Annotated in this window: 9 protein-coding genes; 6 read left to right on the top strand and 3 right to left on the bottom strand. The window is 42.8% G+C overall.

All coding sequences use genetic code 11. The annotated features are described in order from the left end of the window. Positions 1-8: 8 nt before the first annotated feature. The 3 genes from essC to essA are packed head-to-tail and all read left to right on the top strand — an operon-like array spanning position 9 to position 8,036. Positions 9-4,466 carry a type VII secretion protein EssC gene (gene essC / locus H513_RS0111705; RefSeq protein WP_026800924.1) on the top strand — a complete coding sequence of 1,486 codons (4,458 nt, stop codon included), beginning with the start codon at positions 9-11 and terminating at the stop codon, positions 4,464-4,466. Then, on the top strand, positions 4,463-7,555 hold the full coding sequence (gene esaA / locus H513_RS0111700; protein ID WP_026800923.1) for a type VII secretion protein EsaA: 3,093 nt from the start codon (positions 4,463-4,465) through the stop codon (positions 7,553-7,555). Before essC ends, esaA begins: the two co-directional genes overlap by 4 nt. Beyond that, positions 7,545-8,036: a type VII secretion protein EssA gene (gene essA / locus H513_RS0111695; protein ID WP_026800922.1), complete on the top strand. Its 492-nt coding sequence runs from the start codon at positions 7,545-7,547 to the stop codon at positions 8,034-8,036. The genes esaA and essA overlap by 11 nt, the downstream gene beginning before the upstream one ends. Positions 8,037-8,213: 177 nt before the next feature. On the opposite strand, the gene H513_RS0111690 is transcribed toward essA, so the two are convergent. The 3 genes from H513_RS0111690 to H513_RS0111680 form a co-directional block, all read right to left on the bottom strand. Further along, a complete protein-coding gene (locus H513_RS0111690) occupies positions 8,214-8,699 on the bottom strand; it encodes a hypothetical protein (protein WP_026800921.1) in 486 nt (161 codons plus the stop codon). Between the two features lie 191 nt (positions 8,700-8,890). After that, positions 8,891-9,952: a DUF2268 domain-containing putative Zn-dependent protease gene (locus tag H513_RS0111685; protein ID WP_026800920.1), complete on the bottom strand. Its 1,062-nt coding sequence runs from the start codon at positions 9,950-9,952 to the stop codon at positions 8,891-8,893. 40 nt (positions 9,953-9,992) lie between these two features. Continuing rightward, entirely contained in the window at positions 9,993-10,619 is a 627-nt protein-coding gene (locus tag H513_RS0111680; RefSeq protein WP_026800919.1) for a hypothetical protein, read from the bottom strand. Between the two features lie 110 nt (positions 10,620-10,729). On the opposite strand from H513_RS0111680, the gene H513_RS0111675 reads away from it, so the two are divergent. The 3 genes from H513_RS0111675 (at position 10,730) to amyS (ending at position 13,635) form a co-directional block, all read left to right on the top strand. Continuing rightward, positions 10,730-11,476 carry a MerR family transcriptional regulator gene (locus H513_RS0111675; protein ID WP_026800918.1) on the top strand — a complete coding sequence of 249 codons (747 nt, stop codon included), beginning with the start codon at positions 10,730-10,732 and terminating at the stop codon, positions 11,474-11,476. 110 nt (positions 11,477-11,586) lie between these two features. After that, complete coding sequence (locus tag H513_RS0111670) at positions 11,587-11,775, top strand: hypothetical protein (protein WP_026800917.1); 189 nt, start codon at positions 11,587-11,589, stop codon at positions 11,773-11,775. Positions 11,776-12,090: 315 nt separating this feature from the next. Next, a complete protein-coding gene (gene amyS / locus H513_RS0111660) occupies positions 12,091-13,635 on the top strand; it encodes an alpha-amylase (RefSeq protein WP_267879645.1) in 1,545 nt (514 codons plus the stop codon). The last annotated feature ends 596 nt before the right edge of the window (positions 13,636-14,231 follow it).

Below are 14,231 nucleotides of genomic sequence, written 5' to 3'. Positions count from 1 at the left end.
GTGACAGCATGAACACCTTATGGGTATTTCACGACAATACCTATCAATCTATTAAACTCTCTCATCAAGAAGAACGAACGATGACGATTGGAAATCGAGTGCAAGACACGGTTACGTTAAGTGGCGTAAACCTAAAGGAGCAGGAGCTACGTGTTCATTCGACTAACGGTGAACTGGAATTATTGAAAGACGAGCGTCCATTCGTATCGATTCCTCCAAATGAGGTAACGTCAGTCACGATTGGCTCAATAGATGTAACGTTTCTCTTTACATCATCAGCCCCTATTACGGAAACGTTCTATGTCGGAACACATCAACAATTCACCTTATCTACGGAGGGTGGAGAAGTAACTTTACCGATTTATCCATTCCGTGAAGAAGGGCAAGTAGAAGTAGAACGTCATCCAACAGGATGGAAGGTAAAGCCACAGGGGCTATTCCTATATGTGAACGGAGCGATCGTAGAAGAGTCCTGTATTGTTCATGTTGGGGATGTTTGCTTTGTAAATGGGACTGTATGGACATTCATTGAAGAAGACTTATTACAAGTTCAATCAAAGGAAGAGACCCCGACTTCCTTACAACGAACCAAAGTCCCTCAGTCTGAGATGGAGAAGAAGTACCCCATGTATCGCCGTACGCCAAGAATGGTATATGAACCACCTAACGATGAGGTTCAGTTCTCCTTTCCGAGCCAGGAATCGAGGCAATCGGGGCGTAGTCTTTGGCTAATTATTCTGCCACCACTCATGATGTTAATTGTGATGGGACTCGTGGCGTTACTGATTCCAAGAGGAATCTTCATCATTGTGTCCATTGTCATGTTTACCACAACGTTGATTACTTCAACCGTGCAATATTTCAAAGACAAGAAAAAATCCAAAGAAGAGAAGAAGCGTCGGAAACGTGTATACACACAGTATTTGGAAACAAAGCGGGTCGAATTGCAGGACTTAGCCGATAAGCAACGTGAGGTCATGACCTTCCATTACCCCACTTTCGAACGTATGAAATACATGACGAGCCAGGTGTCAGACCGACTATGGGAGCGGACGCTTGAGAGCCCTGATTTCTTGCAGTATCGAATTGGGATTGGAGAAGTGCCGGCGAGCTACAAGCTTTCTGTGCAGTCAGCTGATATGGCGAATCGAGAGATTGATGAACTATTGGAACAATCACAACATTTACAATCGATTTATAAGAATGTAGATCGAATGCCAGTCACGGTCAATTTGTTCCAAGGTGCTATTGGACTTATTGGGAAAGAGCGAGTGTATAAGAATGAACTACACCAAATGATTGGACAACTTGCTTTCTTTCATAGCTATCATGATGTCCGCTTCGTCTTTATATTTGAGGAAGAGGAATATGGAGAGTGGGAATGGATGAAATGGCTCCCTCATTTTCAGCTTCCAAATTCCTATGCGAAAGGCTTTATCTATAATGAGCAGAGTCGTGACCAACTTCTATCTTCCATCTATGAAATGATTCGAGAACGAGATCTTGAGGAAGACAAAGAGAAGCTTCGCTTTTCACCTCATTTTGTATTTATTGTAACGAATCATCAGCTGATCTCAGATCACGTCATTTTAGAATATTTGGAGGGAGAATCTTCGCATTTAGGCATGTCTGTCATCTTTGGTGCGGAAGCGAAGGAGAGTCTTTCAGATAACGTACATACACTAGTTCGCTATATTAATCCAGATGAAGGGGACATTCTCATTCAGGAGAAGAAGGCTGTGCGGATTCCATTCGAACTCGATACTCACGAACAATCCCACAATGAGGATTATGCGAGACTGCTCCGCACGTTGCATCACCAAGTAGGGATGACGAATTCAATCCCTGATTCTGTCTCGTTCTTAGAGATGTTAAACGTATCGGATGTAAACGAGATTCCAATCGAGTCGAATTGGACGACTCGGGAAACGGCTAAGTCATTAGCAGTTCCAATTGGATTGAAAGGAAAAGAAGATTACGTCGAACTGAACCTGCATGAGAAAGCGCACGGCCCTCATGGGTTACTTGCAGGAACCACTGGTTCAGGGAAGAGTGAATTTCTCCAGACGTATATTCTGTCGCTCGCTGTTCACTTTCACCCACATGAAGTGGCCTTTCTGTTAATTGACTATAAAGGTGGCGGAATGGCGCAGCCATTTAAGACAATGCCGCATCTACTTGGGACGATTACGAATATTGAAGGCAGCCAAAACTTTAGCACCCGCGCACTAGCGTCCATTAACAGTGAATTAAAACGGCGTCAGCGTCTCTTTGATGAGTATCAAGTTAATCACATTAATGATTACATGCATTTGTACAAGCAGGGAGAAGCGACGGAGCCGATGCCACACCTGTTCCTCATATCCGATGAATTTGCCGAGCTGAAAAGCGAGGAGCCTGATTTCATTAAGGAGTTGGTAAGTGCTGCTAGAATCGGACGAAGCCTCGGTGTTCATTTGATCTTAGCTACTCAAAAACCGGGAGGCGTGATTGATAATCAAATCTGGAGTAACGCTCGTTTCCGTGTAGCGCTCAAGGTACAAAATGCTGAGGACAGTCGTGAGATTATTCAAAATGCAGACGCAGCTTCATTAACCGTCACGGGGCGGGGGTATCTACAGGTCGGGAATAACGAGGTGTATGACTTATTCCAGTCCGCATGGAGTGGTGCTCCATATCAAGAAGAGTCATCATCGATTGAAGACGAGATTGCGCTCGTGACGGATGGGGGACTTGTTCCTCTATCAGAAGTCTCATCTGGTGAGGCACGACGTAGTGACAGCGTAAGTGAAATTGAAGCCGTAGTAGACCGAATTCAAGCGACAGAGGAGCAGATGGGTCTTAAGAAATTATCAAGTCCATGGCTACCTCCACTTCCAAATCGACTTAGTCGCCACGACTACCATTCTCCATCACAGCCGCAAATTCCATTTGCGTTATTGGATGAGCCTGAGAAGCAGGCGCAGAAGCCATTTTATTATGATGTGGGTAGCAGTGGGAACATCGGTATATTTGGGTCGTCTGGATATGGGAAGACAACGACCGCACTCACTCTCATGATGGGCATGGCGACGAATTATTCACCGGAGCAGCTTCACTTCTATGTGTTTGACTTTGGGAATGGAGGACTGTTGAAGACAAAACAGCTTCCTCACACAGGGGATTATTTCTTGTTAGACCAAGAGCGTAAGGTGAACAAGTTTATGGACCTTCTTAAAGATGAAATCCGTCGAAGAAAGCAGTTGTTCCAACGTGCAGAAGTAAGCTCGATAGCCATGTATAACCGTGTAAGTGAAGAATCACTTCCATTTACCTATTTAGTCATTGATAACTTTGACATCGTAAAGGAAGAAATGCAGGACTTGGAGGCGACGTTTAACCAATTTGCGCGAGACGGTCAATCTTTAGGAATCTACGTGATGATGACGGCAACTCGTGTGAACTCTGTCCGCCAGTCGCTTGCGAATAATCTGAAGACTAAAGTTGTTCATTACTTGCTGGATTCGACTGAGGCATACAGTATGCTTGGCCGCCTTCCATTCGCGCCTGAAGCCATTCCAGGACGTGCGATTGTGAAGAAGGAAGATGTCCACTTCTCACAAGTCTACTTGCCAACACAAGGAGAAGACGATATGGAGCAAATGGAACAGCTTCAACAAGATATTGACGCACTGAAGAAAGCATACGACGGTATGAAGACTCCGGTGTCGGTTCCGATGTTGCCATCCGAACTAACAATGGACAACTTCCCGCACTACGTGTCCACGACGGAGGACTCAGGATACCCAATTGGGTTAGATGAAGAAACTGTAAAACCCGTGCACGTAAGTTTCGCTAGGGAGAAGCATTGTCTCGTCATTGGACAAGCACAAAAAGGAAAATCGAATGTACTTCAAGTCATCGCAAAGTCTATTCTCAACCGAGAAGGACACGAACTTGTGCTCTTTGACTCAGTAGATAGGGGCATGTCCCATTATGCGGAACTTGACGGAGTGACCTATTTAGAATCTAAAGACGCCATCATGTCCTCCATTGACCGACTAGAGGAACGTTTAAGAGAACGGGAAGCTATGCATGAACAGCTTATTCAAAGTGGAGAGCGTCCACAATTTGAGCCCATTGTATTCTTAATTGATGGGTATGGACGATTTCTACAAATGCTCGATAATACGACTCAGAACCGTCTCGTCTCTATGATGAAGAACAAAAGTCATTTAGGGTTCCACCTTGTCGTCAGCGGAGCCAATAATGAGGTGACGAAAGGATTTGAACCGCTAACCGTTGAATTAAAGCAAGTTCGACAAGCCCTTTTACTCATGAAGAAATCGGATCAAACGTTGTTTACACTTTCATATGAACGTAAAGAACCAGAAATTCACCCCGGATATGGGTATTATGTGGAGAATGGCAAAGAGCGGAAGTTCCAAATCCCGCTCGTATCAGCAGAAAGGGAGGTCTTCTCATGACAGGAAAAAGAGGGGTTGCAAAGCTCGTCATCCTGATATTAATCATACTAAGTATGCCCCTTCTCTTCTTTGGAACAGTAGGGGAGAATCCATTGAAGGTAACGGAGAATGCAACCAAGACGATTGCTGTTGTTAACGAAGACGCGGGTACTAAAGACACAGCCTCACAAATCAAATTTGGAGAAGAGATCACCCCGCTTCTAGAAGAACAGTCAAACTTCGAGTGGACTGTAGTGGGAAGAAGTGCAGCAGAGAATGGACTAAGCAACTTGCGTTATGATGCCATCGTGTACATCCCCTCTGACTTCTCTGACAAAGTGATGTCTTATGATGATAGCCAGCCGACCAAAACGGAGTTAGCTTATACCGTACAAAGTCAGCTTAACGCTGCGAATAAAGAGCGTGTTCTCCTTGCTATCGAGGAAGGGACACAACGAGTGAACGGAGAGCTATCTTCTCTTTATTGGCAGTATGTGTCCTCTGATATGGAGAATATACGCCAAGAATTTGATGAAATCTTAGAGAAGGAAGAAGCGTTTCAACAAGCGATGATTTCCTTCTATCAGCCGAGCTCGAAGGATTTAGCAGGGGAGATTGAAGAGCAGCGAGGATTGTTGTCCGCTCTTCAAAACTCTGTAGAGCAAGCTTCCAGTACTACACCAACTGGTGATAGCTCTATGGAGGCTCTCGAACAGAACTTGTCAAATTTCGTTGAGTATGTAGAACAGTATCGAACCTATCAACAAAATCAACAACAACTGTTAGCTGAGATTCAATCGGAGACGGTTGAGAATATCTCAACTGTTACAGAGAATCAACAGCCTCGCTTTAGCCAGCTCGAAACGTTCTTTGAAGAACAAGGCACATCATTTATTGATGATATGGTGAATATGCAAAGTGAAACAGTTCAGAATCAGCAGCTCTATCAAGACTTGCAACAAGACCGTTATACGATTGTGGAAACACAAGCAACCCAGCTGTACGATTATCAATCTAGAATGATTGACTTCTATCAACAATTGCAGAGCACGACCACATTAAATGACTTGGAGAAAGAAGTCTATACGCTTAATGCGAATTTAACAGATGGAGATGGGGAGTATCTCCCTTCTATTCCAGACCCGATTGAAGAGAGGGAAGACAAAGAAGAACCGACCGTCCCTCCGAGTGATGGGGAAGACCCCCCTGAAGATGGACAGGGCGATGAGGGAGAAGACGATCCATCAGATGACAACGGCGCATCTGATGGAGATGGAGACCCACCGGGCAATGAGAATGTTCCAGCTCCACCTGATTTAGCTGAAGAACAAGCTGAATTAATTTCCATTATCGATGAATTAACATCAGTTCAGACGTTGCTCACACAGTTTCCAGATGTAACAGAAGACGAGATCACTACGTTAACTGAGACCATTACACAAGTAAACACGCGTTTAGATGCAGTTGTTCAGAAGCTTAAAGAGAAAGAAAGTGGCGAGAACCCACTGTTAGACGAGCTTGAAGCTCTTCAATCCCGCACGAAGGAGTTAAACTCGAACATCTCCACTCTGAAGAGTGAAAAATCGAAGCTTCAATCTTCGAACCGGCTCTTAATCGATGAGAAGAGTGAACTAGAGAAAATCATTAATGAGTTAACGAAAGCCAACGACGACTTGAAAGAAGAAATTGAGCTTGTTAGGGATCAGAATAAGGAGCTCCGAGAAGAACTGACCATGTTCTCAGATGAGCTTGTTGATATCGTGGCAAAGATTGACGAGAAAGAACAAGCTATCCTTAATTCAAGAGCGTTGTCGAAAAGCCGAGCAGATCGACTGGCGCCGTTCTTCAGCCGTGAAATTACAGAACGGAACTTCAACGATGTGTTAGAGTACTTTGCAACACTCGAACGTTATGAAGCCACGTTAAACAGAATGATGAATTATGGGGATATTAAACAAGAAGTTCTAAAGAACGAACAATTCCAAGATGAAGTTCAATCCATATTATCGGTGACAGATGAAGAGGGGACTCAGTGGAGTCAGCTCGGAGACCGTCTTCCTAATACCGAGGACGCACTAAATTCCATGGAAGATTCCTTTACTGTCTTTCTAGCAGAATACACGACAACAATGGATGAAAGTCAACAACAGCTCCAAACCAATTTAGTTGCTGTCCAAGAGGATGCTTCAAATGTACTCGCGCAAATTCAGCAGCCTGAACAGGGGATGAATGGGACGACACCAACTCCGCCTACAGGTGCGGAAGGCACGGCAGTTGTAAGCGAACAGCAACAAGTCAGTCAATATATGGCGGACCTACAAGGTTCTCTTGAATCGATTAATGAGACACAGGACCAGGTACGTTCGTATACCGATGACCTCCAAGCGAAAGTGACTGAAGTTCAATCCGACGCGAACGAATTAAATCGTCAATGGTCCAATAATGTAGACTCTACCGAGCTAATTCGTGACGATGTATTTGCTGTGTTGGGAAATACGTTTGTAGATGGTCAGTCTAACGGTCAAGTGTACGAATTTCTAGCCAATCCTCTTCAAATTAGTGGTTCCGTGCCCGCAGAGAAAGAGGATAAGCAAGTACCACCTGTTGTCATTCTGGTCATTATCATGCTAAGCAGTTTGATGATTGGGTATGCCACGTACAGCCTTAAAGCAGCTCCATATTGGATTCAAGGTGTGGTGTTCTTGCTATTAAACTTAATTGTTGGTTTCACGATTAGTTTATTTGGGTTAGATATTTATGCATTAAGCTCCAACGACACGATTGAATGGGCAGTCATTACCATTCTCTTGCTTCTAGTAAGTGCAGGACTCGTGCGTGTAGCCTTTCTTCTAAATCATATGGTTGGGTGGCTTATTTCTGTCATGTTGGTTGCCTTCTATGTAACCCCACTATTGGCATTGACTACACCGAACTTTAACTTTGAAGACCCGATGTCAGCGGTCTATATCTCCATTCAGTACGGGACGAACTCCTTGTTTAATCAAGCGTTAGTCGTCATGGGTGTGCTCGTTATAGGCTTGCTTCTATTGGACATTTGGTTAAACAACCGTGGAGAGACTTCTTCAGAGTCAGAAGCTTATGAAGCGTAGAGCAGTTGTTCTTTGCCTCATTATTCTTTGGCTCGGCGTTGCTCAACCTATTGAAGCGTCTATTCAAAGTGAGGACTTGACTCCTAATGAATATGAGCAGAATAAATCAAAGGAGCGGAAGAACAAGCCAATAGGTGATGATACGAATCAGCCTACCTATTCCATTCCTGAAGAGCAAAAAGCATTGAATTTCGGTGGAGAGAAGACCTTTAATGAAAAGGAAGTCGAGCGCGAATTGTTTCAATCGTACTCCTCTGAGGAGACAAATACGATCACATCAAAAGCAGACAATTTACAGTTGTTCTCTAGTGAGGTGGATGTGAGAAGAAGTGTCACTCTTGTAGAAACAGAGGAGACAGAAACATCTGCGTTCTCCATGTCCCTTTTGATTGGGAGTCTTGCCGTGGTTTGCATTGTCGGCCTCATCTTTGTCTTAGTTGCTTGGGCGAGGATGTCGAATCCATCATCGAACCAATCTTAAGAGAAGGCGTACGAAACTAGGGTTTAAGAAGCTTCAATAACATGGAGGAAACCTAATATCTCAGTTCAAACAACATATGTACTACAGACCTACTAGAAACTGATATAACCATACGATAGACACAAAAAAGCTTGGGGTACCCCAAGCTTTTTTGTGTCTTGAACGAATATAGGACTACTATTTTGTAAATAAAATATAAAACAGAATGTGTAGAAGGATCGTTACACCGATTAGATTCAACCAATTGATACAGTATTTGTTGTTTTTAGGTTGAACCACACCCATAGCCACGATGTTCCAGAATAGCTTCGTGTCACGCCATCTTCTTTTATCAGGTAATTCTTTCCCTTCCAACTTCTTATTCTCGTTTCTGGCCCATAAAATAACGATCACTATGTCTAGAATTGCTCCGACAGTCACTGCGAGAAAAGCAAATTCATCTGACACGTTAAATGTTAATGGCTTCGGTTCTATCTTCTTGTTTTCTTCAACTTTCTGTTCATGTTTCAATAACTCTTCTTTAAATGTAGAATTTGATTCGTTGTGATTAATTGGTGACGTTGAACCATCAAAATCTACGAATACGACCACAGAAATCAATGAGACCATCAATAAAACATAGCCGGTGAAGAACCAAATGGTCATTTTAGTACTATAAGCCATAAGAGAAACACCTGCCTCGTTAGTCGAAGGATGGAATTCTACTACTTCTATAAGTATATCTTTTATTTTCTATTAATGGATGATCATTTACATGAGACGAACAAGTAATCTAGCACCCTTACTCCTGAGTTGGTAGTTTGAGTGCTTTGTTCAATGTTTCTCCATTCACGATAGCTACGTCTTAATTTGTATTACCTTTCATCGTACCCACTTTTCTCTAACACCTCATCTGCTTTCATCAACGTCCATTCTTCAATGGGGGAATCAGGGTTTTCTTTAAGGTACTCCGTCATGATGGCTCCTCCCATCCGGTATTCAGACCAAGGAGGTAAGTTATTCGTACCGAGTCTTAACTCACTTAAATCTGCAGCATCGAAAGAGTAACGAATTTCTTTAATTCGTTCCCAAATGGCTTCTTCCTGCTCATGGGATAATGGCTTTGTCCAAGGAGTTGATGCTTCTTTGTAGATGGTCTTCGCAAATGCATCGGCCTTTCCTTCTGATAGGACATATTCAAGTAGGTCTGTGCGGTCGTAGTCGTAATTCTGGAAGTAAAACGCATGGTGGTATTCATGGGCTAAGGTGTACTGAAGGTTCGATTCATCAAATTGCTGAGGGGCAATGTGCATGACAATGTTGTTCGTCTTAGTAAACGCTATAACGCCGTTCATCTTACTCACAAGGTCGTAGTGGTCTGGGTTAAACGGAAAGAGATAAATCTTTATGGGCTCCTTCTTACCTGGGAGGCGGTTCGCAGATTCTTGTAAGGCCTCCTGAATGAGCGAGATGAATGCATCATACTCTTCATCCAGTACTCGTACAGACTCTTCTAATGCCTCCAGTCTCTTAGGAGCAGCGAAGCTCGCTTTGTTCTTTAAACTCTCCACTCCTTGTGGTCCGAATAAGCGTTGGCCAAAGGGCTCCACGACCGTGGCATGATACAACGCTTCATGGTCTTTGTTACCGTTCTTCTCCATTTGATCAAGATAGTTCATCACAAGATGGAACTGTGGAATAATCTCAAACTGTTGTTCACCGACGCTAAACTGGACAGGCTTTCGGTGTTCTAGAGAGAAAGCGGATGTCTCTTGTTCCTTAATCGAAGTACTTAGAGGTGCCTGTTCCGTTCTGTCAGACGGTGAATTTGTTTCTGTGCAACCAGCCAACAACATCAAAATTGTAAGTAGTGAAACAGCTTTAATCTTAGTGAATACAATCGCCTCCCTTAGAAGTGTAAATAAATGGTTGTACATGTACTAACGATTCTACCGGCATGGAAGTTTCATAATTCCATCATAAGGGAGTACGTTGTTTCGGAAATATGGTGTAGGAGAGAGCAGATAAGGTATCAATGACAAAGATCATTACCCAAATCCGACTAATTCCATTAATCGTTGTATTTCCAAACGGTACCTTAGCCTCGCTTGATGAGAACCATTCGTTTAATGAGGGCAAGGAAGTAAGGTCATTGAATCCATATAGGATTAGAAAGATGAGATGCACACCTATGAAGACACCTGCATGTACATATACTTGCTTTCGTTCTGCCTTGGCTTTCTCTCTTCCATAGAGAGAGGCGGGGAGTAAATCAGGGGGGATAGGCTCTTTCCTTAGAATGGTGAGCCTGCGCTTTATCCAACGGTCAAGTCGTTTGAAATCGGACTTTCCGTACGTTAAGGCATAGACGATGATGATGAGTGTCACAATTTGATAAGAAGAGAAGGTTCCAGTTGCCTTGTAATCATACCAGCCCATCACGGCAATCCATAGATCATTTGCAATAAATAGAATCGCAATGACGAGACTCCCTCGATTAGATTCCAACCAATAGCGAGCAACGATAAAACTAATCAGTCCAATCCAGAAGAGGCATTCAGCAAGAATCAGAAATGTCCACTTGTGTTGAAGTACAAAATCCATCCTTAGTCTCCCTTCATCCAATGTTTGGAATTTGTGTGATACACTAATCATAATTGGTGACGTTACGTAACCTGCAAGGGATTTCTTATGAGAGGAGGGGGGTTAAAGGGATGTATTTCTCTTCTGGAGAAGTAGCGAAACAGCTCTCTGTATCCGTTCGAACGTTGCGGTACTACGACGAAATTCAACTTGTTCAACCTTCTATTCGCGAATTAAATGGCAAGCGTCTGTATTCTGAGGAAGATTTGTTTCAGTTGCAGAAAGTAAGCTTGTTGAAGTCTCTCTCGTTACCGCTTCATGAAATTAAGCAGATGTTAACAGACCTTTCTATTGCTGAAATCCTCACGATGCATGTCCAGAATCTTGAGCAACAGTCCGTTGCTTTACAGACATCTATACAGCATACGCATACGTTAAAGCACATCTTAGAATTAGAGGGGCAGTTAAAATGGGATAAATTACTTCCTCTATCACTAAAGACAGAAGAACAAAGGGAGAAACAAAGAGAAGCGTGGCTTGATGTGATGAATGAGGGGCAGGTGGAGCAGTTAGAAGAGGACTTACCTAAGTTGTCTGAGAAGGAGACGAAGAAATGGGTGAACTTGATCCGACGAGTACAGTGGTGCCTCAATCAAGGCTACGGACCCACTTCTGAACTAGGTGAGCTGATTGCGGATGATTTGCTGTTGTTATCAGAAGAAACGTTTGGAGGAGACGCGGAACTGATGGGGCAGTTTTGGGACATTCGCAAGTCTCCTGACCAGTCTGAACGGGTGGGTTTGTATCCTGTCTCAGCGGATGTGATTCAATTTATTGAAGCTGCAATCGACTGGCTAGAAGGAAAAGGGGAATGCTAGCTTGTCGCGATGCATAAATGCCAACCGTTTGTAACAAGGTAAGCAAAAAAGATTCTAGTTATGATAGATTAATAGTGGAAGATAGACGTAAACCAGGAGGTCATTTGTTTATGACGTATGTGAAAGCGTTTCTCAATATTGATTGGATGGTTGTGTTGGTAGCAAGTACGTTTCTTTACATAAAGTGGGGTGCGCCTCTTCTTGTTAGTCTTGGTTTAATAATGTTCGCAGCAATCGTAACGATTTTGGTTACATGGCAGGGAAAGAAGAAGAAGGAGGAGCGCCCATCAGATGGTTAGCTCGATGAAGATGTGTGAACGAGCGTGTAATGGTCGACCTACACGGGTACAGAATCCATAGAGGTGATTTCCTATGGCAAGTACGGTAATGGCATTTTTATTCTTCTTTATCGGGATTGGACTTATTGGTATAGCTGTACGGCAAATGAAGGAGTAAAGTCTCTTCCATACGAATATGGGAAACGTTTCCATAGGTCCTTAGGACAGGTATGGAAGATAGACCTTCAGACACTACTCACTTCTCTAAACTTCTCGTACCATTAAGTGTAAGCGTTTGCACAAACGCGTATTTAATGGAGGAGAGGGATGTAGACGTTGAAAGAATTCAAACGGTTGCTCATGTTGGGGATTAGTTTCGTATTGATTGTGTCGATGTTTCTACCTACAAGTCATGTGAATGCGGCAAGCAAGAATGGGACCATGATGCAGTATTTTGAGTGGTATTTGCCGAATAGTGGTACTCACTGGAACAATTTAAAGAATGATGCTGGACATCTCAATGATTTGGGGATTACAGCTGTGTGGATTCCGCCGGCTTATAAAGGGACCTCTCAGGATGATGTTGGATATGGGGCATACGATTTATACGATCTAGGGGAATTTAATCAAAAAGGAACCGTACGTACGAAATACGGAACGAAAGCACAATTGAAAAATGCGATTCAAACCTTACAGCATCAAGGGATTCAAGTATACGGGGACGTGGTTATGAATCATAAAGGCGGTGCGGATTTCACAGAGCAAGTGACCGCTGTAGAAGTGAATTCAGGCAACCGAAATGTGCAAACATCTGGGGCGTATACAATTGAAGCGTGGACAGGATTCAACTTCCCAGGGCGTGGAGATGCGTATTCAAGCTTTGACTGGCACTGGTATCACTTCGACGGGACAGACTGGGACCAATCGAGAGGTCTTAACCGAATTTATCAGTTCCAAGGTACAGGGAAGGCTTGGGACTATGAAGTAGATACAGAGAATGGGAACTATGATTACTTAATGTTCGCGGATGTGGATTACGACCACCCTGATGTAGTAAACGAGATGAAGAACTGGGGGTCTTGGTACACGAATGAGTTAAACCTAGATGGATTCCGACTCGACGCAGTCAAGCACATAAAGCATAGCTTCTTAAAGGATTGGGTGAGCCATGTACGTAGTACGACTGGAAAGGAAATGTTCACAGTCGCAGAATATTGGAAGAACGATGTGGGAGAACTTCAGGATTATTTAAGTGACGTGGGGTACAACCACTCCCTCTTTGATGCGCCCCTTCATTACAACTTCTATGATGCATCAAGGTCAGGTGGAAACTACGACATGCGTAATTTGTTAAACGGGACGCTTGTAGCTAGTCAACCAACAAAAGCTGTCACCCTGGTCGAGAATCATGATTCTCAACCCGGTCAAGCGCTAGAGTCAGTTGTTCAGTCTTGGTTCAAGCCTCTTGCCTATGCATTTATTCTGACAAGGGAGGCGGGCTATCCCTCTGTTTTCTACGGTGATTATTATGGAACAAAGGGGAACAGCGGATATGAGATTCCGAATTTAAGTCAGAAGTTAGATCCACTTCTAGAAGCTCGGGAAACGTATGCATACGGAATTCAACACGATTACTTAGATCATCAAGATTTAGTAGGCTGGACACGTGAAGGAGACAGTGCTCATGCAAATTCCGGACTTGCTACTTTGATTACAGACCGAAATGGCGGTTCGAAATGGATGTATGTAGGGAAACGTAATGCAGGAGAAACATGGGTCGACATGACAGGAAACCGTTCCAACCAAGTCGTCATTAACAAAGACGGATGGGGGGAATTCTTCGTGAACGGCGGGTCTGTCTCGGTATATAAACAAAAGTAAGAAAAGGCGTCTTAGCAAATTCGTGAGTAGGTCAGTTTTGGAGTGCAGTCGTGTTGATTGTACCCTGGATTGAGCTACTTTTTTTATTTTAGGGAAGTTTTTCATTTGGACCTTATTCATCTATAGCCCTCATTAATTTAATAAGAACTTTACGTAAATGGTTATCATACCTTAAATATTTCTTTGTACATAGAGGGTCTTTTCCCTCTTCCATTTTTATAATTCGTTAATTGGATATGATAATAATTTATGTATTCAATGATAACAAAGATATATATAAACAAAGTAAGAAAAAAGCTTGAAGAAAACAATTTATTTGAAGAAATAATTTCAATTATGAACAATGCAGGTGCAATTCCGATAAAGATTAAATTCATATTATTAAAGATAATAAGTAATTTATTAAGTCTTGGAACAAATACCTTTTTAGTTTTCATTCTCCTCCATTTAATGAACCAGTAAAAACTAGCCTGCAGCAGGATGAAAACTAATAGTACAAATACAAATAATAAAGTAATACTGTTGTTTGAATTAACGTTGTAATAAGTATAGATGTAAACAAAGGTAACCAGTGAGATAAATTCTCCAGTAAATAA

It is taken from the genome of Pontibacillus halophilus JSM 076056 = DSM 19796, assembly GCF_000425205.1.
Lineage (GTDB): Bacteria > Bacillota > Bacilli > Bacillales > BH030062 > Pontibacillus_A > Pontibacillus_A halophilus.
This window is presented reverse-complemented; position numbering and strand designations above follow the sequence as displayed.

Excerpts from the sequence above, each read along its gene's own strand:
- essC (WP_026800924.1), top strand. The coding sequence starts at position 9 with ATGAACACCTTATGGGTATTTCACGACAATACCTATCAATCTATTAAA.
- esaA (WP_026800923.1), top strand. The coding sequence starts at position 4,463 with ATGACAGGAAAAAGAGGGGTTGCAAAGCTCGTCATCCTGATATTAATC.
- essA (WP_026800922.1), top strand. The coding sequence starts at position 7,545 with ATGAAGCGTAGAGCAGTTGTTCTTTGCCTCATTATTCTTTGGCTCGGC.
- H513_RS0111690 (WP_026800921.1), bottom strand. The coding sequence starts at position 8,699 with ATGGCTTATAGTACTAAAATGACCATTTGGTTCTTCACCGGCTATGTT.
- H513_RS0111685 (WP_026800920.1), bottom strand. The coding sequence starts at position 9,952 with ATGTACAACCATTTATTTACACTTCTAAGGGAGGCGATTGTATTCACT.
- H513_RS0111680 (WP_026800919.1), bottom strand. The coding sequence starts at position 10,619 with ATGGATTTTGTACTTCAACACAAGTGGACATTTCTGATTCTTGCTGAA.
- H513_RS0111675 (WP_026800918.1), top strand. The coding sequence starts at position 10,730 with ATGTATTTCTCTTCTGGAGAAGTAGCGAAACAGCTCTCTGTATCCGTT.
- H513_RS0111670 (WP_026800917.1), top strand. The coding sequence starts at position 11,587 with ATGACGTATGTGAAAGCGTTTCTCAATATTGATTGGATGGTTGTGTTG.